Annotated in this window: 18 protein-coding genes; 15 read left to right on the forward strand and 3 right to left on the reverse strand. The window is 56.9% G+C overall.

Annotated elements, in window-relative coordinates; translation table 11 throughout:
• The first annotated feature begins 23 nt into the window (after positions 1-23).
• Both gltB and PSR62_RS12590 read left to right on the forward strand, forming a co-directional pair.
• The gene (gene gltB, locus PSR62_RS12585; protein ID WP_274408094.1) at positions 24-4,589 is read left to right on the forward strand and encodes a glutamate synthase large subunit; all 4,566 of its coding nucleotides are present in this window, start codon (positions 24-26) and stop codon (positions 4,587-4,589) included.
• Positions 4,590-4,733: 144 nt separating this feature from the next.
• Positions 4,734-6,236, forward strand: coding sequence for a glutamate synthase subunit beta (locus PSR62_RS12590; RefSeq protein WP_274408095.1), 1,503 nt, complete (start codon positions 4,734-4,736; stop codon positions 6,234-6,236).
• A gap of 361 nt (positions 6,237-6,597) precedes the next feature.
• Here the strand turns inward: PSR62_RS12590 and PSR62_RS12595 are convergent, their stop codons facing one another.
• Positions 6,598-6,987 carry a hypothetical protein gene (locus tag PSR62_RS12595; RefSeq protein ID WP_274408096.1) on the reverse strand — a complete coding sequence of 130 codons (390 nt, stop codon included), beginning with the start codon at positions 6,985-6,987 and terminating at the stop codon, positions 6,598-6,600.
• A gap of 316 nt (positions 6,988-7,303) precedes the next feature.
• Here PSR62_RS12595 and PSR62_RS12600 point away from each other — a divergent pair, with 316 nt between their 5' ends.
• From PSR62_RS12600 to PSR62_RS12660, 13 genes are all read left to right on the forward strand, one after another.
• Positions 7,304-9,007: a B12-binding domain-containing radical SAM protein gene (locus PSR62_RS12600; RefSeq protein WP_274408097.1), complete on the forward strand. Its 1,704-nt coding sequence runs from the start codon at positions 7,304-7,306 to the stop codon at positions 9,005-9,007.
• A gap of 277 nt (positions 9,008-9,284) precedes the next feature.
• Entirely contained in the window at positions 9,285-10,814 is a 1,530-nt protein-coding gene (locus PSR62_RS12605) for a PA14 domain-containing protein (protein ID WP_274408098.1), read from the forward strand.
• 86 nt (positions 10,815-10,900) lie between these two features.
• A complete protein-coding gene (locus PSR62_RS12610) occupies positions 10,901-11,602 on the forward strand; it encodes a 3-keto-disaccharide hydrolase (protein ID WP_274408099.1) in 702 nt (233 codons plus the stop codon).
• Between the two features lie 789 nt (positions 11,603-12,391).
• Entirely contained in the window at positions 12,392-12,754 is a 363-nt protein-coding gene (locus tag PSR62_RS12615; protein ID WP_274408101.1) for a hypothetical protein, read from the forward strand.
• 97 nt (positions 12,755-12,851) lie between these two features.
• Positions 12,852-13,235 carry a hypothetical protein gene (locus PSR62_RS12620; RefSeq protein ID WP_274408102.1) on the forward strand — a complete coding sequence of 128 codons (384 nt, stop codon included), beginning with the start codon at positions 12,852-12,854 and terminating at the stop codon, positions 13,233-13,235.
• Between the two features lie 747 nt (positions 13,236-13,982).
• Positions 13,983-14,405, forward strand: a complete 423-nt coding sequence (locus PSR62_RS12625; RefSeq protein ID WP_274408103.1) for a hypothetical protein — start codon at positions 13,983-13,985, stop codon at positions 14,403-14,405.
• A 333-nt stretch (positions 14,406-14,738) separates the two neighbouring features.
• Positions 14,739-15,815 carry a hypothetical protein gene (locus PSR62_RS12630; RefSeq protein WP_274408105.1) on the forward strand — a complete coding sequence of 359 codons (1,077 nt, stop codon included), beginning with the start codon at positions 14,739-14,741 and terminating at the stop codon, positions 15,813-15,815.
• An 851-nt stretch (positions 15,816-16,666) separates the two neighbouring features.
• Complete coding sequence (locus PSR62_RS12635) at positions 16,667-17,311, forward strand: hypothetical protein (protein WP_274408107.1); 645 nt, start codon at positions 16,667-16,669, stop codon at positions 17,309-17,311.
• The gene (locus PSR62_RS12640; RefSeq protein ID WP_274408108.1) at positions 17,280-18,356 is read left to right on the forward strand and encodes a hypothetical protein; all 1,077 of its coding nucleotides are present in this window, start codon (positions 17,280-17,282) and stop codon (positions 18,354-18,356) included. Before PSR62_RS12635 ends, PSR62_RS12640 begins: the two co-directional genes overlap by 32 nt.
• Before the next feature lie 283 nt (positions 18,357-18,639).
• The gene (locus tag PSR62_RS12645) at positions 18,640-19,710 is read left to right on the forward strand and encodes a metallophosphoesterase (protein WP_274408109.1); all 1,071 of its coding nucleotides are present in this window, start codon (positions 18,640-18,642) and stop codon (positions 19,708-19,710) included.
• Between the two features lie 37 nt (positions 19,711-19,747).
• A complete protein-coding gene (locus PSR62_RS12650) occupies positions 19,748-19,945 on the forward strand; it encodes a hypothetical protein (RefSeq protein WP_274408110.1) in 198 nt (65 codons plus the stop codon).
• 338 nt (positions 19,946-20,283) lie between these two features.
• Positions 20,284-21,042: an LssY C-terminal domain-containing protein gene (locus tag PSR62_RS12655; protein ID WP_274408111.1), complete on the forward strand. Its 759-nt coding sequence runs from the start codon at positions 20,284-20,286 to the stop codon at positions 21,040-21,042.
• A 76-nt stretch (positions 21,043-21,118) separates the two neighbouring features.
• Entirely contained in the window at positions 21,119-21,901 is a 783-nt protein-coding gene (locus PSR62_RS12660) for a tetratricopeptide repeat protein (RefSeq protein WP_274408112.1), read from the forward strand.
• Positions 21,902-22,515: 614 nt separating this feature from the next.
• Here PSR62_RS12660 and fliG read toward each other — a convergent pair.
• Positions 22,516-23,523 carry a flagellar motor switch protein FliG gene (gene fliG / locus PSR62_RS12665; protein WP_443217424.1) on the reverse strand — a complete coding sequence of 336 codons (1,008 nt, stop codon included), beginning with the start codon at positions 23,521-23,523 and terminating at the stop codon, positions 22,516-22,518.
• Positions 23,524-23,703: 180 nt separating this feature from the next.
• A complete protein-coding gene (locus tag PSR62_RS12670) occupies positions 23,704-25,320 on the reverse strand; it encodes a Na+/H+ antiporter NhaC family protein (protein WP_274408115.1) in 1,617 nt (538 codons plus the stop codon).
• Between the last annotated feature and the right edge of the window lie 15 nt (positions 25,321-25,335).

The following is a 25,335-nucleotide window of genomic DNA, read 5'->3' on the forward strand; positions in this document are numbered from 1 at the left end:
CTCATCCCCAAGTTGTTTCATTTATGACCAAGCAACCTTTGTATCACCTGCCGCCGGCCCAAGGACTGTACGACCCTGAGCACGAAAAGGACGCGTGTGGCGTTGGTTTCGTTGCCCATATCAAAGGGGCTCCCAGTCATCAAATCGTGATCGATGCCGACACGATTCTGCAAAACATGGATCACCGCGGAGCATGCGGTTGCGAGCCGAACACCGGTGACGGGTCGGGGATCATGTGTGGCTTGCCGCATAAGTTTCTGCAAAAGGTTGCCAAGGCTGATCTCGGTGTGGAACTGCCCGAAGAAGGCAAATTCGCTGCTGGCTTGATCTTCTTGCCAACCGATGATGCCGAGCGGGAAACCTGCAAGGAAACCATCGCACGTCTCATCGAAGAGACTGGGCAAAAGTTGATCGGTTGGCGGGATGTGCCGCAAGAAACCGATGCCGCTGATGTCGGTCCAACGGCTCGTCAAAGCGAACCTCGCATTGAACAGTTGTTCGTCGGCGCGGCCGATGGGCTGAGCAACGAAGAGTTTGAACGTCAGCTCTACTTGATCCGCAAGCAAGCCAGTCACGAACTGCGCGGCGGCACCAAGATCGAACAAGCGTTGATGTTCTATGTCTGTTCGTTGTCGACCAAGGTCATCATCTACAAGGGGATGCTCACGCCTGCCCAGGTGATGCCGTATTTCCCCGATCTGCGTGACGAAGATTTCGAAACGCACTTGGCGATGGTCCACAGCCGTTTCTCGACCAACACGTTCCCCAGTTGGGACCGTGCTCAGCCACTGCGGTTCATGAGCCACAACGGCGAAATCAACACGCTTCGCGGCAACGCGAACTGGATGCGTGCTCGCGAAGGCACGGCGGCCAGTGAAGTTTACGGCGACGATCTGAAGAAGTTGTTCCCCGTGGTGGAGCCGCACTTGAGCGACTCGGGAACCTTTGACAATGTGCTTGAGTTCTTGTTGATGAACGGCCGCACGTTGCAGGAAGCCATCATGATGATGGTTCCCGAAGCGTGGCAAAAACACGAAACCATGCCCGAAGAAAAGCGTGCGTTTTATGAGTACTTCAGTTGCATGATGGAGCCTTGGGACGGACCCGCTTCGATTGCCTTCACCGACGGGAAGTGCATCGGTGCGACCCTGGACCGAAACGGTTTGCGTCCCAGTCGTTACTACATCACGCACGACGACCGCGTGATCATGGCCAGCGAAGTGGGCGTGTTGCCGGTCGACCCCTCGATCGTTCGTGAAAAAGGTCGCTTGCAACCGGGCAAGATGTTCTTGATTGACTTCGAAGCGGGACGTTTGATCCCGGATGAAGAACTCAAGGCCGACTTCGCTCGCAAAAAGCCTTATGGCAAATGGCTGAAGCAACAACGAATTCGGTTGGCTGACTTGCACCCCGAAGCCGAGGGCCACGGGTTCGACGGCGAAACCTTGCTGCCACGCATGCAAGCGTTCGGTTACACCGCCGAAACGATGAACTTCATGCTGCGTCCGTTGGTGGAGCAATTGCGTGACCCCGTCGGTTCGATGGGCAATGACTCCGCACTGGCCTGTTTGTCCGACAAACCGCGGATGATCTATGACTACTTCAAGCAACTGTTCGCTCAGGTGACCAACCCCGCGATCGATTCGATTCGCGAAGAAGTCATCATGTCGCTGGAGTGCTACATCGGCCCCGAGCAGAACTTGCTGGCTGCGACGCCGGAACACTGTCACCGGTTGTTGATCGATCATCCGATTTTGACCAACGAAGAAGTCGCGGCTCTCAAGCACGTGGACCACGAGCGTTGGCATAGCCGCGTGATTGACACCACCTTTGATCGCGCCGACGGCAAGGCTGGTCTGACGAAGACGCTCGACCGAATTTGCGCGGAAGCCGAAGCCGCTGTCGACGAAGGGTTGCAAATCGTGGTCCTGAGCGATCGCAACGTGTCGCACGATCGTGTGCCAGTCAGCATGCTGTTGGCAACTGGTGCGGTCCACCACCACTTGGTCGCCAAGGCCAAGCGAACTCGTGTGGGCATCGCCGTTGAAACCGGTGAAGCTCGCGAAGTGCACCACCACTGCTTGCTGATTGGTTACGGTGCCGATGCGATCAACCCGTACCTGGCATTCGAAGCGTTGTGGCAAGCCCACCGCGACGGACTGATGTCGCCCACATTGGATGACGACAAGATCGTCGCTGCGTACCGCAAGGCTGTTGCCAAGGGCATGCTCAAGGTCATGGCCAAGATGGGCATCAGCACCCTGCAAAGTTACAAGGGGGCTCAGATCTTCGAAGCCTTGGGGCTCCGCGATGAAGTCATCAAACGCTGCTTCGTCGGCACCGCCAGCCGCATTCAAGGGGTGACATTTGACGTCATCGCAGAAGAAACGCTGCGTCGTCACAAGCTGGGCTTCCCGGACAAAGAATCCGATCGTCTGACTCAGTTGCCAAACCTGGGTGAATTCCACTGGCGTGCCGAAGGCGAAAAGCACGCTTGGAGTCCTCAAGCAATCAGCACGTTGCAAATCGCCGCTCGCAACAACAACGAAGACGCGTACTGGAAGTTCTCGCACGAAATCAACGAGGACAACCGAACCCGTTGCACGCTGCGTGGTTTGTTGGACTTCAAAGAAGGCGTCGGCGGTCCCGCGTTGCCACTGGACGAAGTTCAATCCGCTCAGGACATCGTCAAACGGTTCTGCACCGGTGCCATGAGCCTCGGCAGCATCAGTGCGGAATCACACGAAACGCTGGCCATCGCGATGAATCGTTTGGGTGGCAAGAGCAACACGGGTGAAGGGGGCGAAGACCCCACGCGGTTCCAACCACTTCCCAACGGCGACTCGAAACGATCCGCGATCAAGCAAATTGCATCGGGACGCTTTGGTGTCACGATTGAATACTTGACCAACGCAGACGAGTTGCAGATCAAGGTTTCGCAAGGTGCCAAGCCCGGCGAAGGTGGCGAGTTGCCCGGCAAAAAAGTCGACAACTACATCGCCAACATTCGCTACAGCACACCCGGCGTGGGATTGATCAGTCCGCCGCCTCACCACGACATTTATTCGATCGAGGATTTGGCGCAGCTGATCCACGATTTGAAAAACAGCAACCCAGCCGCGCGTGTCAGCGTGAAGTTGGTCAGCGAAGTTGGCGTGGGTGTGATTGCATCCGGCGTCGCCAAGGCTCATGCCGATCACATCCTGATCTCCGGTGACACCGGCGGAACGGGGGCATCGCCACTGACCAGCATCAAGCACGCTGGATTGCCATGGGAACTCGGGATTGCTGAAACGCATCAAGTCTTGGTGCTCAACGACCTGCGTAGCCGTGTGGTCTTGCAAACCGATGGTGGCTTGAAAACGGGACGCGACGTCGTCATCGCCGCGTTGTTGGGTGCCGAAGAGTTCGGCTTCTCAACCGCACCGCTGATCACGCTCGGTTGCATCATGATGCGGAAGTGTCACTTGAACACTTGCCCCGTGGGGATCGCGACTCAGGATCCGGAGCTCCGCAAAATGTTCTCGGGCAAACCCGAGCATGTTGTGAACTACTTATTCTTGGTTGCCGAGGAAGCTCGCCGCATCATGGCTCGACTCGGTTTCCGCACGATCGATGAAATGGTTGGCCGCAGCGATGTGTTGTCGACCGATGACGCGATCAAACACTGGAAGAGCGATGGGTTGGATCTGACCTCCGTGCTCCGTCCCGCGCAGCGTCCTCACGACAAGGTCGAAGTGATCTGCACGCGTGGCCAGGATCACGGTTTGGAAAAATCGCTGGACATGACCAAGTTGGTCGCCGAAGCGATGCCAGCGATTGAAAACGGCGAATCCGTTCGGATCACGTCGCCGATCATCAACATCAACCGGACCGTCGGAACGATCTTGTCTCACGAGATCGCCAAGCGGCACGGACAAGCCGGCTTGCCCGACGACACCATCCACATCGATCTGACCGGTTCGGCAGGGCAAAGCCTCGGCGCGTTCCTCGCTCACGGTGTCACGATTGAGCTGGAAGGTGACGCAAACGATTACGTCGGCAAGGGATTGTCGGGCGGACGCATCCTGGTCTACCCGCCTCGCGAAAGCACGTTTGAAGCTGCCAACGAAATCATCGTTGGCAACGTTTGCTTGTACGGTGCGACCAGCGGCGAAGCCTACTTCAGCGGCCGTGCGGCAGAGCGATTCTGCGTTCGAAACAGTGGTGCACGCACCGTTGTCGAAGGCGTGGGGGACCACGGTTGCGAATACATGACCGGTGGGCGTGTCGTGTGCCTCGGCGAGACCGGACGCAACTTTGCGGCTGGGATGTCGGGCGGCATCGCTTACATCTGGGACCGCAAGGGTGACTTCAATCTTCATTGCAACCTGGCCACCGTCGAGTTGGAAAAGATCGAAGGGGAAGCGGAGCTGGCGGACGTCAAGGGAATGATCCAAAAGCACCACGACTACACCAAGAGTGCGTTGGCAGCCGAAGCTTTGGCGGACTTTGACACGTTTGTGTCGCAGTGCATCAAGGTCATGCCCACGGACTACAAACGCGTGCTGGCCGAAATGGCTGCCGAGAAAGACGCGGTCGGCGTCTGAGAGTGACGGCAAACATCGCTTGATTGAGAAGCGATTGAAAACGATCGGGCGAAGCAAATCGCTTCGCCCGGCACGCGTGGCCATCGCCGCGGAAACCCCATCCCACATCCACCGAACACATCACCCCATATTGAGGACGCTGCCATGGGCAAGCCCACTGGATTCAAGGAATACGATCGCGAAAAAGTGGCTTGGCGTTTGCCAGTCATCCGGATCAACGATTACGACGAAATCTACACCGAACCCAAAAACGAGCACCTGCAACGTCAGGGCGCTCGCTGCATGGACTGTGGCGTTCCTTTTTGTCAGTCAGCCACTGGCTGCCCGATCGACAACTTGATCCCCGAGTGGAACGACCTGGTCTACAACAATCGCTGGAAAGAAGCGATCGAGCGTCTGCACAAGACCAACAACTTCCCCGAGTTCACCGGTCGGGTTTGCCCGGCTCCTTGCGAAGGCTCCTGCGTGTTGGGAATCACCAACCCGCCCGTGACGATCAAGAACATCGAAAACGCGATTGTCGATCGTGCTTGGGAAGAAGGTTGGATCGTTGCGGAACCGCCCGAAGAACGAACGGGCAAAAAGGTCGCTGTCATCGGCAGTGGTCCCGCTGGTTTGACCGCCGCGGACCAACTGAACAAAGCCGGCCACTTGGTCACCGTCTACGAACGAGCCGATCGCATCGGCGGGTTGTTGCAGTACGGCATTCCCAACATGAAATTGTCGAAGAAGGCGATCCAGCGCCGCGTCGACAAAATGTCGGAGGAAGGCGTGACCTTCAAAACCGGCGTGAATGTTGGCAAAGACATCTCGCCCAAGGACTTGCAGAGCGAGTTCGACGCCGTGCTGTTGGCGTGTGGGGCCACCAAACCACGTGACCTGCCAATCTCCGGTCGCGAAGCCAAGGGCGTTCATTTTGCGATGGACTTCCTGACCTCCAACACCAAGCAACGGGTGCATGGTGACAACCTGGGTGCTGAGTTCATCAGCGCTGAAGGCAAGGACGTGATTGTCATCGGTGGCGGTGACACCGGGACCGACTGCATCGGAACCAGCCTCCGTCACGGTTGCCGCAGCATGGTCAACTTCGAGTTGCTGCCCCAGCCACCCGCCGAACGTGCGGACGACAACCCGTGGCCAGAATGGCCTCGTATCTTCCGTGTCGATTACGGTCACGAAGAAGCTGAAGCGAAGTTCGGCAAGGACCCTCGCGAATATCAGATCCTCAGCAAAGAGTACCTGGTCGACGACGAAGGCAAGCTGAAAGGCATCAAGACTGTCAACGTCGAATGGACGAAGAACGACGAAGGCGGCTGGCAAATGGCCGAAGTCGAAGGCAGTGAGAAAGAATGGCCGGCCCAGTTGATCCTGCTGGCGATGGGCTTCCTGGGACCAGAGCAAACCGTTGCCGAAGCGATCGGTCTCGAAACCGATGCTCGCAGCAACTTCCAGGCGGAACATGGCAACTACGCGACGAACATCGACGGTGTCTTCGCCGCAGGTGACTGCCGCCGCGGCCAAAGCTTGGTTGTCTGGGCAATCAATGAAGGGCGTGGCGCCGCCCGTGCCATCGACATCTTCTTGGAAGGTTCCAGTAACCTGCCCGCACCCGGCCAAACGATGGGCACCTCGATGTCCGCCGTCTGAGCCCCTCGGCTTTTCAACACGAATCCGCACAGGCGACCTTCACTCCGTGAGGGTCGCTTTTTTTGTGTCTGCGCTCAATCGCCTCGTCGCGCATCCCGGTCACCTCACCATCGCCCCGGAAGGGGCCGCCGTCCTTCGCTCGGGGCGGAAGCCCCGAGATGGATCGAACAGAACAACAGGTCGCCCCGGACGGGGCCGTCGTGGGCCTTCTTGCGTTGTTGAACAGCCTGACGCCAACGTTTGGAAGTGGACTTGGTTTCGATGCGGCTTGGCCGTTGAGAGCGGCCCGGCGGAACAGTTGAGGACAACGGTTCGACTCTGATGCTCGGACTCCTCTCGCCTCGCGCAACACGGACCAAGCTCAGGTCCACCGCCAAACCGTCCACAGGTGCACGGCGATCGCAATGACGAAGCAGACAATCGAAATCGCGGTGGGGATCTCGTAGTAGTACTGCAGTCGTTTGTGGTTGCCCCAGTACCATCGGAAATGAATGAACAGGCCCACGCAGATCAGCAGCACTCCAAACGTGACCGCGGGCGTGCCGTTGTATTCCTTCCAAAACATGGGGGACATTTGCCCTCGGTGGGCAAGGTTGATCGTGGTTGCTCGCTGAACGAGGCAGCATCGCAGTCCGTGGAGACAAACCACTGCTGCGATGCCCACTCCCACGACCCGCCGTGTGATCGGCCCACCGTCGGGGCCGTCTGACAAGCGGTCAGCCAAATCGAGGATCCAATCGTGTTGATACATGGTCGTGGCGTGGTCGTGAGGAAGGCTCGGTGAACGTCCTTCCTTTCCCAGGTTCCATCTCGGGGCGATCGGGGCGCAACAATCGGCGTGCGGAGCTCGATTCCACGACGAGGCTCCGTTCTCGCTTGCCGTGCGAGCGCATTTTGGGTGACGGGATTGCCAGGTTGTGGTCGGCGTCATCCAGCGACGGGGGGCGCCTGCGAAGGAACTCTGTGCACCTGGAATCCCGGAAGGATGCTACGGGACCCCCTGGCGGGGTGTGCGCGGTATGATGAGCGCCGGACGACCACTCATTTGGAAACTCAAAGGTGCGAACATGTCACGGATCGCGATCATCAACCCTGCCTTTGAAGTCTCCTATTGGGGGCTGGAGTATTCGCAGCCACTGTTTGGCAAAAAGGCCAACATGCCAGTTGCCAGTCTGCCATTGTTGGCCGCTCTGACACCGCCTGAACATGAAGTCGTCTTGTTCGATGAGAATGTCGAAACGCTGGATTTTGAAGAATTGGAAACCTTCGACATCGTCGCGCTCACGGGCATGAGCGTGCAGCGATTTCGGATGGATTCGATCGTCTCTGAATTGAAGGACCGGGGGTGTTTCGTTGTCATCGGTGGACCCTGGGTGACGGTCGAAGAAGACTACTTCGGCGATCGCGCCGATGTCATTTTCATAGGCGAAGCCGAAGACACTTGGCCTCGGTTCCTGAAGGAATGGCAAGATGACGAGCATCAGCACCGGTACGAGCAAACTGAGAAGACGGAGATGGCGACCGTCCCCACGCCGCGTCACGATCTTCTGAAAAACAAACACTACCTGGTCGGCAGCCTGCAGATTTCGCGGGGCTGTCCGTTTCAGTGCGAGTTCTGCGACATCATTGTCACCTTTGGTCGTCGCCCCCGCATCAAACAGGCGTCGCAAGTGACCGCCGAGCTGGACAGCTTGCTTGGACAGGGGATGCACATCGTTTTCATCGTTGATGACAACCTGATTGGCAACAAAGCTGCGATCAAACCCGTCCTTCGCGAAGTCGCAGCGTGGCAGCAAAAACACGGCTACCCCATCGTGTTCAGCACCGAAGCGTCCTTGGATTTGTGCGAAGACGATGAACTGATGGAGCTGATGGCCGAGGCCAACATTCAGTCCGTGTTCATCGGACTGGAAAGCCCTGACGAGGAGTCACTCAAAGAAACCAAGAAGTACCAAAACGTCCGCAGTCGCGGAGGCACGATGCTGGACAAGGTCCACCGGATCCAGGACTTTGGGTTGGAGGTGTGGTGTGGATTGATCGTTGGTTTTGACAATGACACGTCCGCGATCTTTGCCACTCAGCAAAAGTTTCTGAAGGATTCCCGGATCGCGCATGCCATGGTCGGTCTCCTGCATGCCATCCCCAAAACCCCCTTGCACGCCCGGTTGTTGGAAGAGGGAAGGTTGGACTTGGCCGACGAACATCACTTTGGCACCAACGTCATCCCCAAAGGCATGACACGTGACGAATTGCTGCAGGGGTACTTGGAGACGATGCGAAACGCCTATGAGCCAGACGTCTACTTCGATCGCTTGGATCAGCTGTTTGTGCGAGACCGATTTGAGTTTCGTGCTCTGAACACGGACTACTTCCAGCAGCATCCATGGCAGCGTCGCAAGCAGTTCGCCATCTTCACGGCGGGATTTGTGGCCATGTTCATCCGGTTGATGTGGAAGATCCCCGATGCTGACCTGCGTCGAACCTACCGACGTCAGATCTGGGGGGCGGTCCGGAAGAGGTTCACGTCCCCGGATATCTATTTCTTCTATGTGCTGAAATGCGCGATGCACTACCACCACCACCGAATGACGACGGAGATGATTGACGATCCCTCCAAGTTTGTCTCCAGCTATGGCAAGGCGATGCGTTCCGACCAACCTGTCGCAGAGAAGACAAGCTGCCAAACCGTTCCGAGCCTCCAACCAGCGGAGCACACGGGGCCCCTCGCGTCACCTGGTCTGCCCGTGGTCGAGGCCGGTTCACCCAGCTGAGCAACTTTTCGCCGTCAGAAGTAGGCCGGATCAAGCCGCTTCGGCGCCGCTCCGGCAGATGAGCCGACCTTTTCAGGTGAGTCATTGCCGGATGTGCGTCGCAAAGCCTCCTTCATCCGGCCTACGGAAGTCGTGCCGTCTTTCGCTCCGGACGTGGCCGTTGTGGGGATGCTGCGTCATCGCTCGCTCCCGCGTCCGCCCCAACCATGGTCAATACGATCTGACGTCAGTAGGTTGTTGGCTTGGCCCGCTTCTGACCTTCGCTGCGAAAAAACTGATGCGCCTGACCTGGATCGTTCTTTGTGTGTTGCTGGCATTGCCAATTCTCGCGAAACCGCTGTCAGCCGATGAACCGACCCGACTCGATCCGCGATCTCCACGTTGGTCTCCGTTGGTGGATGTCATCGCCAAGGTGGAACCTGCGGTGGTCGGGTTGTTCTTGGAGGCGGAAGAGCCCGGCCGCTTCAACACGGGCAGTGGAACCATCATTCATTCCTCCGGTTACGTTTTGACCAACGATCATGTCTTGTCGAGCGACAAGGGCTATGTCGTGCTGGGCAAAATGGCGGGCCGCTTCGAAGTGGTGGGTCGGTTGCCTGAAAAGGACATGGCCATCGTCCGCTTGCTTCATGTCAAAGGACGCTTGCCGATCGTTCCGTTGGGACGCAGCAACGACGTGCACAACGGCGAGGCGGTGGTGGTGGCCGGCAATCCCGGTGGCCGCGGCATCACGATCACATCCGGCATCATCAGTTCCAAGAAGACTTACTTGGACATGCCCAATGCCTTGATTGCGACCAAGTACAACCTGCTCGCACGAGACGACTACTTGCGATTTGATGCGGCCAGCAATCGGGGCAATTCGGGCGGTCCGTTGGTCAACATGGAAGGCCAAATCATCGGGATCGTTTCGCGGGTGAACCCCGACGAACAGAACGCAAGTTTTGCGATCCCGATTGATCGAGTTCGCAAGTTGATCGGACGCGTCGTCGAGCCCGAGCTCAGGCATGATCGTTGGGTCGGCATGACGCTCAATCCGCTTGCCGATGTCGCGGTTGTTGCATCGGTCGAGGAAGGTTCGCCGGCCGAAGCGGCCGGGGCGCTGGTGGGCGACGTCATCGAAACGGTTGACGGGAATCGAGTCCGCAATGCAGCTCAGTGGACATTGGCTTTGGATCAGGTGTTGAGAGAATCGGAGGAAATTGAATTGCTGGTGAGCAGACGGGGCTCGGCACTGCCGCTTTCGATTCAAACCGTTCCGGTGCCACCCCTGGAAGGTATCCAGCGGGACGATCATCCACCTGGGCTGGATTACCGCATGTACCTCGGGGAATTCAAAAAATTGCCCGAGTTTGAAACGATGGAAGTCGCAAGGACTGGGCAAGTGGATGCCTTGGATCTGGAAGCGATCCAAGGTGACCAACGAGACGATTTCGCGTTGATCATCGATGCGATGTTCCAGGTGCCCGAGGACGGCTTGTATCGCTTCGAAATCACTTCGGATGATGGCAGCCGCGTCTTTCTGCACGACAAACTGTTTTTGGATCACGATGGCAATCATCCGCCGATGACGGTCAGTCGCTTGGTTCGCATGAACGCGGGGCTGCATCCCATTCGAATCGAATACTTCGAAGGGGGCGGAGCCCAGACCTTGACGGCTGGATTGACCCGCGTGGATGCCTCCGAAGAGAAGGAGGCAGGCGGTTCAGACGCCGGGAACGAAAAAACTCCCCGTGAATTGCAATTCTTCCGCACGCCTGTCGCCGAGGCTGCATCCGAGTCCACATCGGTGGCTCCGAGCGAGTAAAATCAGAGCGAGCTGCTTGATTTGAGCAGCCAATAGGTTGTTTCTGTTTGTGTCTGTCTCTCCACTTTCTTACCCTCCATCTGCCGATGAAAACGTTCTTCTTTGCTGCCGCGGTCCTTGCCCTTTCGAATCTTTCTCTCCTGCCGCAAACTGCCATGGCGGAGGATGTCACAGCTCAAGCTGGGAAGTGGGAGACGCTCTTTGATGGCAGCAACTTGGATGCCTGGCGCGAATACAATCGCGATTCGGTGACGACCGGCTGGAAGGTCGACGGCGACGCGCTGACTTGCATTTCTCGCAAGGATCAAGGCAAAGAGGCTCGTGGTGAAAACATCATCACCAAAGAAAAGTTCGCTGCCTTTGAGTTGGAACTTGACTTCAAGGTCACCCCTGCTGCGAACAGCGGCGTGATGTTTCATGTCGTCGAAACAAAGAAGCCGCCCTACTACACCGGACCTGAGATTCAGATCCAAGACCACAAGGGCGGCCACGATCCACAGAAGTGCGGTTGGTTGTACCAATTGTATTCTTCCGACACGGATGCCACGAAACCGGTCGGCGAATGGAATCACCTGCGTGTGTTGATCACCCCTGAGAAATGCGAGATTGCAGTCAACGGAGTCCTCTACTGCGAGTTCGTCAAAGGCAGCGATGACTGGAACGAACGCGTTGCCAAGTCCAAGTTCGGCCAGTGGGAAGGCTTTGGTGAACCCACTGAAGGTCACATTTGTTTGCAGGATCACAACGACGAAGTTTCGTATCGGAACATCCGCATTCGCCGACTGTAGGCCAACCCCGCTCTGCATTGGTGTCATGGCGGTGCCCTGCGACGATCATCCCGCCAGGGTTCACAACAGCAGCCGTCGGTAACCGCACGAGTTACCGACGGCTGTTTCTTGCGTCTCTCTCCCCCCCTTCCTCTTCCTTCCTCCTGCTTCGAAAACCGCCGCGTTGGCAAGGCCGCACGCACCTTCTCCCCGCCGCCCAGCACTCCTCACCGCTGACTCAACACCCTTCGCAGCGAGAGCGATCAGCCGATGGGCGATAGCCCACGGCTCCCACAAACGAGAGCCTTCTCGCTCATTGGGCAACGGCCAAACTCAATCCAAAACACATGGCTTGATAACAGCCATTCCCAACCGCTTCCCCCACCGTACAAACGCGTTCTCCGTCGCCAGGGAGCAATGCAGGACGCGAAAGTCGCCCCAACCTCCATGAAGGACGCGAAAATCGCTGGACCGTCTCGCGATTCACGGGCAGTTCCTTCGTCAGCCCCTTGGGATGCGTGAGTGCGTACCGCCGAAGCCATTTCGGAAACCGTATTCGGTCACTTTTGCTGACATCGTCCGTCGATGCCACGTCCACCTCAAAGCCCGCTGGTGTCGTCCGAACGACTTCCAGGAGTGGCAACATTGCCGCAGCAACACGCAGCAAGTAAGATTTTGAGCACGGGAGTGAGTTGAGTGATATTGGTCAAACACCCCAACTCACTTACCCCGTATCATGCAATTTCCCGAATACGACCCTACTGAGTAGGGTTGAATCTATTGTTATTCGACTGAGGACCGTAGATGGGCGTGACTTACGAACTGGCGAACGCTGACCGGCGAGTAAAACTTTCGTTCTATCGCTTACCTGCTTGGAAGCAGTCGGAACTGACATGTTGCCCCGTGACGGCCGCGATGACGACCGCATTTGTATTCAACTATCCAGGCGATCGAATTGCATTTGTTCCAGACATCGGGCCTTCGCCGTTTCATGACGTGGCGACTGACGATATCGATGGCTTTGAAGACTTGACTGATGCCTATATCGTCAAGCTCGTCAAAGATGGGATTCTATCCGACCACGGATTTATCGACGATACAGAGATCGATCCACCCAAACATCTAAGAGATATTCGCACGACTTGGCCGTCTGGAGCCCAACGCGACGAATAACCATCGCGTGAACCGGAGAACGCGAGCTGAGCGATTTGGCCGTTAGAAGCTTTTCCGCGCGTTCCCGGTTACGCGTACCGTTATCCGACTGAAGTTCATGCGTGCGCTCGCTCTCCCAATCGCCTTCATCTCTGTTGCACTCGGCTGCACACCCGAAGGCGAGCTGCGCGAGTCGTTGGCTACGCCGTCGCGAAACCGCGAAGACAAACCGGCAATCACGATCAAAAACGAGTCTGACAGGAGCGTGATGATCAATCTTGAGCAAACATCCGCCTTGGATGTACTAGTTGCGGCGTCAAGTTCACGTACCGTCAAACTGCTAGACTTGAAACACGGGACAATAGTCAATGTTGAGGATGTAGAGACCGGTGACGTTGCTGAGGGCTGGATCGAATTCAGTTCCGACGAAGCAGATTCGCTGGGGACCCTCCGGGTTTTCCGAGATTCCCATGACCACATAGACTTCCGCTGGCCAGATTGACCCGAACTACAGATGTGAGAGCCAGTAAGACGCGGATAACCATCGCGTGCAACGGAGGACGGGTGGCAGGCGTTTTGGTATGCTTGCAAGTCTTTCGCCCGTCCCCGCTGACGCGTGCCGTTATTCGACTGACTCATGCTCGTATCGGCGGACGAAACACTGCGACATGTGGGACTCGATCCAATGCTCGTTCAGCATTCGATTCAGGTCGCGAGCAGCGTAGATTCCGTGCTCGCTTGCCGGTTCGAATTGTGCCCCAGGTTGCGGCTCGATCATCCGCGCAACTTGCCGCGCCAACGTCGCAAACCTGATACGATGAATTCCGAACCACGCAATTGTTTCGACGTCTTCCAGGATCGTGGTGCGCTCGCTCCTGCACCGGTCACGCGTGAACGAATAACCATTGCGTGCACACTGAGCGGTGGTGGAGACCAACCTCACTTTCCAATCACACTGACCGCCACCGCCAGGTGACGCTCACCGTTCTGCCATTAAGAGACAAACGAAAGCAATATGGCCGTTTGCCGCTACTGTCATTCATTAATCAGCGATGCCGCTGAACAGTGCTTCACTTGCGGCTGGGACTGGCATGACCCGGCTCAGCCCATACAGCGAGGTTCTGTCTCATGGGACCGACTAGGAATCACTGCTGGTGTTGAATATGTAGTTGAGCTTTGTGAGAGTTTTGAGGGTGACCGGTACACTCAATTCCGGTCAGCGGACACAGAGCCCAGTGACCCGCATTACATGACAGAAACAGAAGCGGTTGATGGAACACGCTTGATCGAACTTGGGCTGAATGACTACGTCAATCATTTGCTGCTTCGGAATGGCGACATCTTCTCGTTTGACAAGGACGGGCACTGGACGACCAACGCTTCATACGCACGACTCTCTGATCAAGAGACACCTGAGTGGTCTGGCAGCACGTACAACCTTTTGTCACGCCAAGCGGCGTACGACGCCGCTTCTAGCCACGGTAAATCCATTGGCCTCGCCGCGTTCACTGTGATCGACGGGGTTCTACTTGACGAGAAGGGTTCACCTGTTTGGCACGTGATACTGGAATTCGACGAAACCGGCGAAGAAGATTGGATTGCGTTTAGTCCCGTTAAATCAGTGCAGGTTGACGCCCTGACGGGCGATGCGTCGTCTATTATGAGCCTGTAGACGAAGAAGGCAGAACCATGAAATGCACGGGAGGACGGGTGGTCCGTTTTCTCGTCTGCTTGCAAGTCTTTTCCCCGTCCCCCGTGATTTCTACCGTTATTTGGATTTGAATTTTGAGCATTGACGCTTTTATCGACTGGCTAATCGGGGAGGCGGGTGCAGGATGGGTATTCGGTACGGTTTCCCTAATCGCATTGATTGCTTCGTACTTCCGTCGAAAGCGTCCTGCACACGTCGTCGTTGACGTGAGAAGGGGCCACCCACTTTCTGTCTTGCCTATTGCGGTGTCGTGCGTAGGATTGCGGTATCGCTTCCCCTCGTTGGAGACACCTCATGGCTCGCAAACCTCGTTACGAAGTTGCTGATCCCGCAGAAATCCAAGTCTTCCATGCTGTTCAGCGGTGCGTCCGGCGAGCATTCTTGTGCGGCGATGACCCGTTCTCGGGGCAATCGTTTGAACATCGGCGGCAGTGGATTCGTGATCGACTGGAGTTCCTCGCAAGTGTCTTTGGAATCGATTGCTTGACCTACACGGTGCTCAGCAATCATTTGCACATCGTGCTGCGTAGCCGTCCGGACGTGGTGGCGGCTTGGACGGACGAAGAAGTTGCCCGTCGTTGGTTGCGTTTGTTTCCCCATCGTCGCAAGCCTGACGGTTCACCGGAGATTCCGTCCAAGCCAGAGATTGACATGATCGTCAATCAACCTGAGGTGCTAGCCGAACGGCGTCAGCGGCTATCCGATGTGAGTTGGTGGATGCGGTGTACGGCGGAGAATATTGCTCGGCGAGCCAACCGGGAGGATGAGTGCACCGGCCGATTTTGGGAGGGCAGATACAAGCTGCAAAATCTTCTTGATGAGGCGAGTTTGCTGGCTTGTGCGGCGTACGTGGACCTCAATCCGATCCGCGCCGCCATCGCTAAAACGCCGGAAACCAGTGATTACACCGGAGCGAAGGATCGGATCGACGACTTGGCGGAGCGGGAAGATCGCACTCGGCCCAACACTCACGACTGGGAACGCAGTCGGCGGCGTCGTAAGAGTGGTTGGATGAGCCCGATTGAGATCAACGAACAGGATGATCCGGTGGGGCCGTGCTTAGAGAGCTCTGGACGCAGGGCGAGCTCCAAGGGATTCTTAAGCGTTTCAATGGCTCAGTATTTGGAATTGCTCGACTGGACCGGGCGGCAGTTGCGAGACGGGAAGGTGGGGGTGATCCCCGAACACTTGTCTCCGATCTTGAGCCGCATGGGCTTGGATGCGACCGGCTGGTGCGATGTCGTGTGCAAGTTTGGGCGAGTCTTCAAGCGAGCAGCGGGAACTCCTGAGAGCCTCGCGAAAGAGGCGATACGGTGTGGCCAGCATTGGCTTTGCGCCCACGAAAACCCGCTTGGATTGTCATCGGACTGATCCAGCCGTTTTCCAAGCCGACGATTGCCCCTGAATTCCGTCTGAGTTGACGGCTGCGCGCTGCCGGCCAATATCGAGGTTCTTTCGTGTGCAAGCTCGCAATTCGTTGCTCATGAGCATCCGAGGTGTCCTCCTGTGGCAACAGCGGGTCACTGCCGCTGCTAAAGTTTGTGGGTGGCCCCAGGTTTGCACCTGACTTCATTCTCAACAATGCCACTGCATCGACGTCCACTGCTGACACGGGCAATCGCGATTTCTGTTTGCATCTTGATCTCCCTTGATTTTTATTTGCTAAGATGGAGGGTTGCTCTCGAACATCCCGCTCGCGCAATGACTTTTGCTGCTTTCATGCCGACGTTGATCGTTTTCGGCTGCGGCATCCCGCGTACGGCAAGCAATGTCCTTCGATATTTTCGCAATCCGGACACTGCTCAAACCGGCGAGTAACCCTCGCGTGAACCGGAGAACGCGAGCTAAGCGATTTGGCCGTTAGAAACTTTCCCGCGCGTTCCCGGTTACGCATTACGTTATGCCGCAACTCGTGTCACAGTGAAAGCAATGGGACAGCTAATACTCCCACATCGAATCACCATAAACGTCGTGACGTGGTCACTTGATCCGAAAGAGACCGGCGATTCGCAATACACCGGCGCTCCCGTCGCAATGGAGATTCGAACGTTTGCCCGCAGGAAGAACGATTATCACCTTGGCCCACTGTTTACGGATGGCAAAGGCGTCATCGACATTACTCGCGAAATAGGGGCTGAGAAGGGGCCACCCACTTTCTGTCTTGCCTATTGCGGTGTCGTGCGTAGGATTGCGGTATCGCTTCCCCTCGTTGGAGACATCTCATGGCTCGCAAACCTCGTTACGAAGTTGCTGATCCCGCAGAAATCCAAGTCTTCCATGCTGTTCAGCGGTGCGTCCGGCGAGCATTCTTGTGCGGCGATGACCCGTTCACGGGCCAATCGTTTGAACATCGGCGGCAGTGGATTCGTGATCGACTGGAGTTCCTCGCAAGTGTCTTTGGAATCGATTGCCTGACCTACACGGTGCTCAGCAATCATTTGCACATCGTGCTGCGTAGCCGTCCGGACGTGGTGGCGGCTTGGACGGACGAAGAAGTTGCCCGTCGTTGGTTGCGTTTGTTTCCCCATCGTCGCAAGCCTGACGGTTCACCGGAGATTCCGTCCAAGCCAGAGATTGACATGATCGTCAATCAACCTGAGGTGCTAGCCGAACGGCGTCAGCGGCTATCCGATGTGAGTTGGTGGATGCGGTGTACGGCGGAGAATATTGCTCGGCGAGCCAACCGGGAGGATGAGTGCACCGGCCGATTTTGGGAGGGCAGATACAAGCTGCAAAATCTTCTTGACGTGAGAAGGGGCCACCCACTTTCTGTCTTGCCTATTGCGGTGTCGTGCGTAGGATTGCGGTATCGCTTCCTCTCGCCGGAGACATCTCATGGCTCGCAAACCTCGTTACGAAGTTGCTGACCCCTCAGAAATCCAAGTCTTCCATGCTGTTCAGCGGTGCGTCCGGCGAGCATTCTTGTGCGGCGATGACCCGTTCTCGGGGCAATCGTTTGAACATCGGCGGCAGTGGATTCGTGATCGACTGGAGTTCCTCGCAAGTGTCTTTGGAATCGATTGCTTGACCTACACGGTGCTCAGCAATCATTTGCACATCGTGCTGCGTAGCCGTCCGGACGTGGTGGCGGCTTGGACGGACGAAGAAGTTGCCCGTCGTTGGTTGCGTTTGTTTCCCCATCGTCGCAAGCCTGACGGTTCACCGGAGATTCCGTCCAAGCCAGAGATTGACATGATCGTCAATCAACCTGAGGTGCTAGCCGAACGGCGTCAGCGGCTATCCGATGTGAGTTGGTGGATGCGGTGTACGGCGGAGAATATTGCTCGGCGAGCCAACCGGGAGGATGAGTGCACCGGCCGATTTTGGGAGGGCAGATACAAGCTGCAAAATCTTCTTGATGAGGCGAGTTTGCTGGCTTGTGCGGCGTACGTGGACCTCAATCCGATCCGCGCCGCCATCGCTAAAACGCCGGAAACCAGTGATTACACCGGAGCGAAGGATCGGATCGACGACTTGGCGGAGCGGGAAGATCGCACTCGGCCCAACACTCACGACTGGGAACGCAGTCGGCGGCGTCGTAAGAGTGGTTGGATGAGCCCGATTGAGATCAACGAACAGGATGATCCGGTGGGGCCGTGCTTAGAGAGCTCTGGACGCAGGGCGAGCTCCAAGGGATTCTTAAGCGTTTCAATGGCTCAGTATTTGGAATTGCTCGACTGGACCGGGCGGCAGTTGCGAGACGGGAAGGTGGGAGTGATCCCGGAACACTTGTCCCCGATCTTGAGCCGAATCGGGTTGGATGCGACCGGCTGGTGCGATGTCGTGTGCAAGTTTGGGCGAGTCTTCAAGCGAGCAGCGGGAACTCCTGAGAGCCTCGCGAAAGAGGCGATACGGTGTGGCCAGCACTGGCTTTGCGCCCACGAAAACCCGCTTGGATTGTCATCGGACTGATCCAGCCGTTTTCCAAGCCGACGATTGCCCCTGAATTCCGTCTGAGTTGACGGCTGCGCGCTGCCGGCCAATACCGAGGTTCTTTCGTGTGCAAGCTCGCAATTCGTTGCTCATGAGCATCCGAGGTGTCCTCCTGTGGCAACAGCGGGTCACTGCCGCTGCTAAAGTTTGTGGGTGGCCCCAGGTTTGTGTTCAGGTCCCTGGTAAAATGCTTGCAAACGGGGGGCGGCTTCCTGAGAATGATAGGGGATTTGCATGACGCCGGTCAAAGAAGGGAAATGTTTTGAAACGATCGACATTGCTGGTGTTCGTCTTGCTGGTGCTTGCTTGTTGCCAGCCTTTTTCCTTGATGGGGCAAGACGCGATTGGTGCGAATGAGGACGCCGAACCAGGGCCGGATTCCTTCACGCTGGTCGTTCTGCCTGACACTCAGGGTTACGCCGACGTCAGGCATCGCGAAACTCAAAAGCACTGGCCTGGCATCGGTGATCAACGATTCTGCTTCTTTGAACAGACGGAGTGGATCAAGCAGAATCAGAAGAGATTGAACATCGTCATGGCGGTGCATGTGGGTGATATCACTCAGACGGATCACGATGAAGAGTGGAAGATCGCGAATGACGCTTTCAAAGTGATTGACAATCACGTTCCGTATGTCCTGTGTTCGGGGAATCATGACATGGGATATTCACCTCAGCACCGGCGCACCAGTTATTCGCGTGACAGTTTGGTCAACGCCTATTTCTCGCCCTCGCGATTCACCGAAAATCCGTTGTATCGGTCACAGTTCGGCGGTGAAAAGAGCCTGCATTTTCAGGAAGAGGGGAAGATCGAGAATTACTACGTCTTTCTAAACGCAGGTGGGATGAAGTTTCTCATTCTTGCTCTCGAATTCAAACCTCGCGACAAGGTCCTTGCATGGGCCAACGAGGTTGTTTCCGAGCATGCGGATTGCCGAACCATCGTTGTCACGCATGCTTACCTGACCAGCAAAAACGGGCAGCGATCGAGTGCTGACCAATACGCGGTGCAGGGGAATTCAGGAGAGGCCATTTGGCAAGACTTTGTCAGTCGCCATGAAAACATCTTTCTGGTTCTGTCGGGGCATGCGATGGAAAACCGACTGACCAGCAAGGGCAAGCATGGGAACGCTGTCCATCAGGTTCAGGCCGACTACTGGTACTGGGACGTTCCAAGGATCCAGGCGGGGAGCGGTTTCTTGCGCATCATGACGTTCCGCCCTGGCGAAAACAGGATTGACGTTCAGACCTATTCGCCTGTGCTGGATGAATTCCTTGAACGTCCCCAGAGTGAGTTCTCGCTGGATTACCCCATGGGAGACACCGGCAAATGATTCGATCGATTCCCCTCTCGACGAGGTTGAAACCAGAATGCCAGAGCCAACCGAACATCAGCTTGAATTGCGAAACGAATTGATACGCGAACTCGAGCGTCTGATCGTGGGGACGAACCTGGGGACAATGCCGATTGTTAATGCCTCGTTGTTTTTCAATGGAAACGATGACGATGCTTCTATTGCGGCAAATGCTGGGACGAAGCGGCGTGGCAAGAGTCATTCGGGCATGTGAGCCATTTGCCATTCGCGGCGGTTCTGGTACGCAACCGGAACGACCGCGGCGTTGGCTTGGATGTGAGTTTTCGCCTTGTTCCCTTTCTGCCCCGGGGCAGGATTGCACCGAAAGGGTTCCTCAAGCCATTCGAGCTAACAACGCATGCTGCCGGAACGGCGCTTCGCTTGGTCCGGCCTACGAACTACGAACGAGACGGCCCCACCAATCACGCACGCCACAGTCCCAACGGGCCGAGCCACGGAGTTGGACTTTTGGAAGTGAACGATCAACCGTCCAGCGCTGAACGCGTGTCACGCGGAATCTCTTTTCACCCATCGCATTGGAAGACATCGAAATTGAACGAAGAATCTGCTCTGTCTCAGTCGTCTCTGTCTCGCCGCCGCCGAGTCATTCACTTGCTGATTGGCTTGGGATTGATTTGGGGCATTTTGGCGTACCTGGTCGCCCCGCTCGTCTGGCAGAGTATCGCGCGGGTGGATCCTGCGTTGGATGATGTGCCGCGGATCACGGAGACAGGGGATCATCACCCCGGTGACCCGCTGAACGTGGCGTTGATCGGAACGGAGTTCGAACTCGAATCGATCATGCATGCTGCGGGCTGGTATGCGGCGTCTGCATTGGGACTCAAGAGTGACCTGGAGATTGCTGCTGACACGGTTCTCTCCAGGCCCGATGACGCTGCGCCGGTCAGCAGTTTGTATCTGGATGGACGCAAGGAAGATTTTGCTTTTGAGCAACCGGTCGGCGATAACCCGCGGCATCGACATCACGTGCGTTTTTGGAAGAGCAATGAGTTGAGCGACGATGGACGCCCCCAATGGATCGGGTCGGCTGTCTATGACGAGCGCGTCGGCCTCAGCCGAACGACGGGACAAATCACTCACGTCACCGCGGCGGATGTTGATACCGAGCGGGACTACCTGTTCGAGTGCTTGGAGAAAACGGGGCAGCTTCGTTCGAAGTTCATTGTGCGTGGATTTCATCTGCGCCGCTCCGGGCGAAATGGAGGCGGGGATCCCTGGCAAACGGATGGTGATCTTTACCGCGGGGTGATTCGAGCGACAATGGAACCCGTCGCGCCCGCTCAAGATTGAGGAAGGACGTCGGAACGGTCGGGACAGATGTGTCAGGTCGTCCTGTGTTTGATCCCTCTTAAAAAAGAGAACGTCGATGCGTTTTGTTTTGGTGCTAGTCGCCTGTCTGATTGGCACCGCGGCTTTCGGGCAAGCCGATGCTGCGAAGGAAAGATGCAACCTGGGGGTGGAATTCTACAATCAAGGTGAGCTGGACAAGGCGATTGCTGAGTTCACCGCTGCCATTGCTCTGAGTCCCAACAACGCGTTTGCGTTCAAGTGCCGAAGCTTTGTGTTGACCGCTCGGGGAGATCACGACCGAGCCTTGGCGGATCTCAACGAAGCCATTGCCCTCGAGCCGAAGGATGGGGACGCACACTTCAGCAGGGGGAATCTGTGGCGACTCAAGGGCGAGCTCGAGGAGGCCTTGGCTGACTACGACAAAGCGATCGCGATCGATCCCGGAAGTGCGTCGGCCTATGTCAACCGAGGCACGCTGTTAGTGGAACAGGGCGACAACGAGAGAGCCTTGGCGGACTACAACGAAGCGATTTTGATCGCTCCAGAACTTGCAGCAGCGTACAGTGGTCGGGCATGGATCCTGGCGACCTCCCCCGTTGGCGCATTCCGGGATGGACCGAAAGCGATCGAGGACGCAAAGAGAGCCAATCTGCTGAGCCACTGGAAGCAGGCAGACCAACTCGACACACTTGCAGCTGCCTACGCCGAGGTGGGGAAGTTTGATGAGGCTGTCAAATATCAAGAGAAGGCAATCGGGCTTTCCACCGATGAAGAGTTGACCAAAGAGTTTCGTTCTCGACTTGACCTCTACCGAGCTGGGAAGCCTTTTCGATCAGAGGCACCCAAGCAAACGACCTGACGTTCCGCGTCTGGGCCGTGCGAATTGGCTGACGCCCAATGCCATCTACTTTGTAGCGGAACGACGCGAGCCGTCCGGTGACGCGCCGGAAAACACCCACGTTCTACCGGACGGCTCGCGCCGTTCCGCTAACAAAATCCCCTTGGTTGGTTCTAAAGTAGATGGCATTGGGCTGACGCCCTGGGGCAGCCGTTCCCGCGGGGAGGTCTCTCAAGTTGGCCCTCGTCGGGCTGTCTTCTTGAGATTGGAGAGGCGGCCGATTGAAGGTGCCGATCCGAACAGGCCAAGCGATCTCGCGAACCATGTTTGGACGATCGCAGCGGGAGCTGTCTGCGCAAGGGAAGGGCCATGGTGAAGCCCTCCCTGCCTCACCATGGCCCTATCATTGCTGGAACGATATGGCACCGATCGTTCCACCCTCCCAATCCATGGTACAAGGAGTATCGGATCGGACCGGTCAAATGCTTCAATCGAATTGGTGAGGGGAACCGGTTTTTTCTGACGGGGCAGCAGTGTCCCGGGGCAATGCAACCGTTTGGGATCAAGTCAAATCGGTTGGCGGCGAAGGATGGCTCGGTGTCCGAGGAGCCTGTTTGCAGCGAGAGCACGAAGCGTTAGGTCACGTACTCTTCTTCGGCTTCGCCGGTCGGACGTGAGATTTCGCCGGTGTCCTCGAGATGGCGGACGATGTCGACGATCTTTTGTTGCACGGATTCGACTTCGCTGATCCGCACGCTGCCCAGGTACCCCATTTCTTCTTGCAGGTTCTCGGCGGCTCGCGAGCTCATGTTTCGCAGGACTTTTTGCTGAAGCGTCTCGCTGGCACCCTTGAGTGCCATCGCCCACTGCGCGGTCTCGACATTCTTGAGCAACGCTTGGATGTCCCGGTCGCCCAGTTTGGAAATGTCTTCGAAGACAAACATCAGACGCCGAATGTCTTCTGACAATTCTGGATCTTCGCGTCCCAGTGATTCCATGATCGTCCGCTCGATGGCGCGTTCGACCACGTTGAGTATTTCGGCAACGCTTTCCACACCACCAGTGTTGCTGTGTTGCTGGTTGACCATGTTGCTGAGTCGAAGTTCGAGGCCTCGTTCCAGTTCGGAGACCGCCGTGGGGCTGGTTCTTCCGATGGCGGCGATTCGGCGGATCACCTCAAGCTGTTTCACGCTGTCGAGTCCACCCAAAACTTCGGCGGCGTAGGAAGAGGGAACATGCGAGAGCAGCAAGGCGATCGTTTGGGGGTGTTCCTCTCCGATGAACTGGAGCAGCGTTTGCGTGTCGACCTTTTTGACGAAGCCGAAAGGCATCGCCTCGATCGTTTGTTGCAAATTGCCGATCAGTTCGCCGGCATCGCGGCCCAGTGCTTCTTTGATCAGTTCTTTGGCGCGTTCCAGTCCACCGGGGCTGGCGTAGATCGAACTCGCTTTGCTGGTCAAGAACTCGGCGATCACGACTTCTTGTTCGTCGCCACCGACCGAATCGATTTGAGCGATTTTGATACTGATCGTTTCGATCAATCGCGGCGGCAGTTGCCCCAGGACCTTGGCGGCAACCTTCGTGGGAAGGCTCATCAGCAAGATGGCTGCTTTGGTCAGTCCGCGATCTTCCGCAGGATTCATGGTCACAGAGCTTTGCATTTCGATTGGAAACCTGCCACGCAAACTGATTGGTGTGACGAACTACCGGGGACTTCACTCCTCTTTCATCGGCAATTCAGGATGGCAGCTCAATCGAAGGAAGCCCTGGAAGGCTTCGACTTGATTTTGAATCGGAACATCTGTCAGAACCCGCAAACTCGGCTAGCTGGATGCCGGTTGGGGGTGTTTGCCGAGCACTCGAACGATCACCCAAAGCACAGCGGCGGAGATCAGCAAGCTGATCCAGGGGGAGACGCCCCAGGATGCGGGAAGGGTTCCGAAGAGGATGCAGGTGACGCCCACGACCAAGGCGTATGGCATTTGTGTGCGAACATGAAGCACGTGATTGCAGTCACAGGCACGACTGGACAACACCGTTGTGTCCGACAAAGGGGAGCAATGGTCGCCGAAGATTGCACCTGCCAGAACACTGCTGAAGGTTGCCAGGCAAATGGGTGACATCGCCAATGAGGCAGCCGTGTCGGACGCGGCCAGCAGCGTCTCCGGCACCAACAGTGCCTGTTGAAGATTGATTGACAAGGCAACGGCGAGAGGTGTCAGGATGGCCATCGTTCCCCAACTGGTTCCCGTTGAGAACGCGATGAATGCCGCCAGCAGAAAAACACAGGTTGGCAACCATTCGACGGGAAGACGTTCGTTCAGGATCGAGGCGAGGTACCCGCCGGTATTGAGTTGGTCTTCGCCGGTTAAGGAAGACAACGCCCAGGCCAGCCAGAGCACTGCCATGGCAGGCAGCATCTGCAGCATGCCTTTTGCCGAGCCCATGACGACCAATTCCCAGGAGACGCCACTGAGAGCGATCGCGAGGGTGCCCGCTGCGATCAATCCCGCGGCTCCTCCAGCGACCAGTGCGAGGTAGGAATTGCCGGAACCGATCACATGACCGAAGTACTGCCACAGAGACATTTCGGATGCGGCGGGTTCCTGCAGTCCGGTGGTGACGAGCACAACACTGATCACGATCAGGCAGATCCCGACGGGCATGACTGCCGCGAAAATGTCGGGCCAGGATCCGGCGGACGATTGTCGGTGGTGTGACCTAGGCTTTTGAACGGCCGCATTTTCTTCGGCCCACATGGGCCCAAAGTCTCGGCCCGACGTGGCGATGACGAACACAAACCAGAGTGCCAACAACGGGTAAAAGCGATACGGAAGGCTCTGCAGAAACACGGAGAACGTCATGTTGGTGGCTTCGATGCCGGCGTCGGCGAGTCCTTCTTGCAGGTAGCTCAGTTCGGTTGCGACCCAGGTGCTCACGAGCGTTAGGCCAGCGACGGGCGCGGCGGTGGAATCAACCAAGTAGGCCAGCTTGGCCCGGGAGATTCCATAGCGATCGGCCGTGGTTCTCATCGTTCCGCCCACCAGCAACGTGTTGGCATAGTCATCGAAGAAAATCAGCAGCCCTGTGAACCCAATCAGGGATTGTCCACCGCGACGGGTGGAGACGCGGCGAGTCCAACCGGAGATCATCCGAGCCATGCTGCCCGAGGATTCCAGCACGCCAACCATGGCTCCCAGTAACAGCGTGAAGGCCAGAACGTGCAGGTGATCCCAGTCACGGACCGATTGGTCAATCGTTTGAATGAAGCGTGAAGCGGTCCCCGTGAGAACGCTGAGCGGGCCGCTGGATTCACGCGAGGCCAATGTTGCGGTGCCGACCAGGATGCCGATCGTCAACGGCACCAAGACACGGCGAGTGATCAGGGCCAGGATGATCGCGACGGCAGGCGGCAACAGGGATTCGATGCCGTCGGTCATAGCGGTCTCCGTCGA

Source organism: Rhodopirellula sp. P2 (assembly GCF_028768465.1).
Classification (GTDB): domain Bacteria; phylum Planctomycetota; class Planctomycetia; order Pirellulales; family Pirellulaceae; genus Rhodopirellula.

Coding starts and splice junctions, on each gene's coding strand:
- gltB (WP_274408094.1), top strand. CDS start 24: ATGACCAAGCAACCTTTGTATCACCTGCCGCCGGCCCAAGGACTGTAC.
- PSR62_RS12590 (WP_274408095.1), top strand. CDS start 4,734: ATGGGCAAGCCCACTGGATTCAAGGAATACGATCGCGAAAAAGTGGCT.
- PSR62_RS12595 (WP_274408096.1), bottom strand. CDS start 6,987: ATGTATCAACACGATTGGATCCTCGATTTGGCTGACCGCTTGTCAGAC.
- PSR62_RS12600 (WP_274408097.1), top strand. CDS start 7,304: ATGTCACGGATCGCGATCATCAACCCTGCCTTTGAAGTCTCCTATTGG.
- PSR62_RS12605 (WP_274408098.1), top strand. CDS start 9,285: ATGCGCCTGACCTGGATCGTTCTTTGTGTGTTGCTGGCATTGCCAATT.
- PSR62_RS12610 (WP_274408099.1), top strand. CDS start 10,901: ATGAAAACGTTCTTCTTTGCTGCCGCGGTCCTTGCCCTTTCGAATCTT.
- PSR62_RS12620 (WP_274408102.1), top strand. CDS start 12,852: ATGCGTGCGCTCGCTCTCCCAATCGCCTTCATCTCTGTTGCACTCGGC.
- PSR62_RS12625 (WP_274408103.1), top strand. CDS start 13,983: ATGACAGAAACAGAAGCGGTTGATGGAACACGCTTGATCGAACTTGGG.
- PSR62_RS12630 (WP_274408105.1), top strand. CDS start 14,739: ATGGCTCGCAAACCTCGTTACGAAGTTGCTGATCCCGCAGAAATCCAA.
- PSR62_RS12635 (WP_274408107.1), top strand. CDS start 16,667: ATGGCTCGCAAACCTCGTTACGAAGTTGCTGATCCCGCAGAAATCCAA.
- PSR62_RS12640 (WP_274408108.1), top strand. CDS start 17,280: ATGGCTCGCAAACCTCGTTACGAAGTTGCTGACCCCTCAGAAATCCAA.
- PSR62_RS12650 (WP_274408110.1), top strand. CDS start 19,748: ATGCCAGAGCCAACCGAACATCAGCTTGAATTGCGAAACGAATTGATA.
- PSR62_RS12660 (WP_274408112.1), top strand. CDS start 21,119: ATGCGTTTTGTTTTGGTGCTAGTCGCCTGTCTGATTGGCACCGCGGCT.
- fliG (WP_443217424.1), bottom strand. CDS start 23,523: ATGAATCCTGCGGAAGATCGCGGACTGACCAAAGCAGCCATCTTGCTG.
- PSR62_RS12670 (WP_274408115.1), bottom strand. CDS start 25,320: ATGACCGACGGCATCGAATCCCTGTTGCCGCCTGCCGTCGCGATCATC.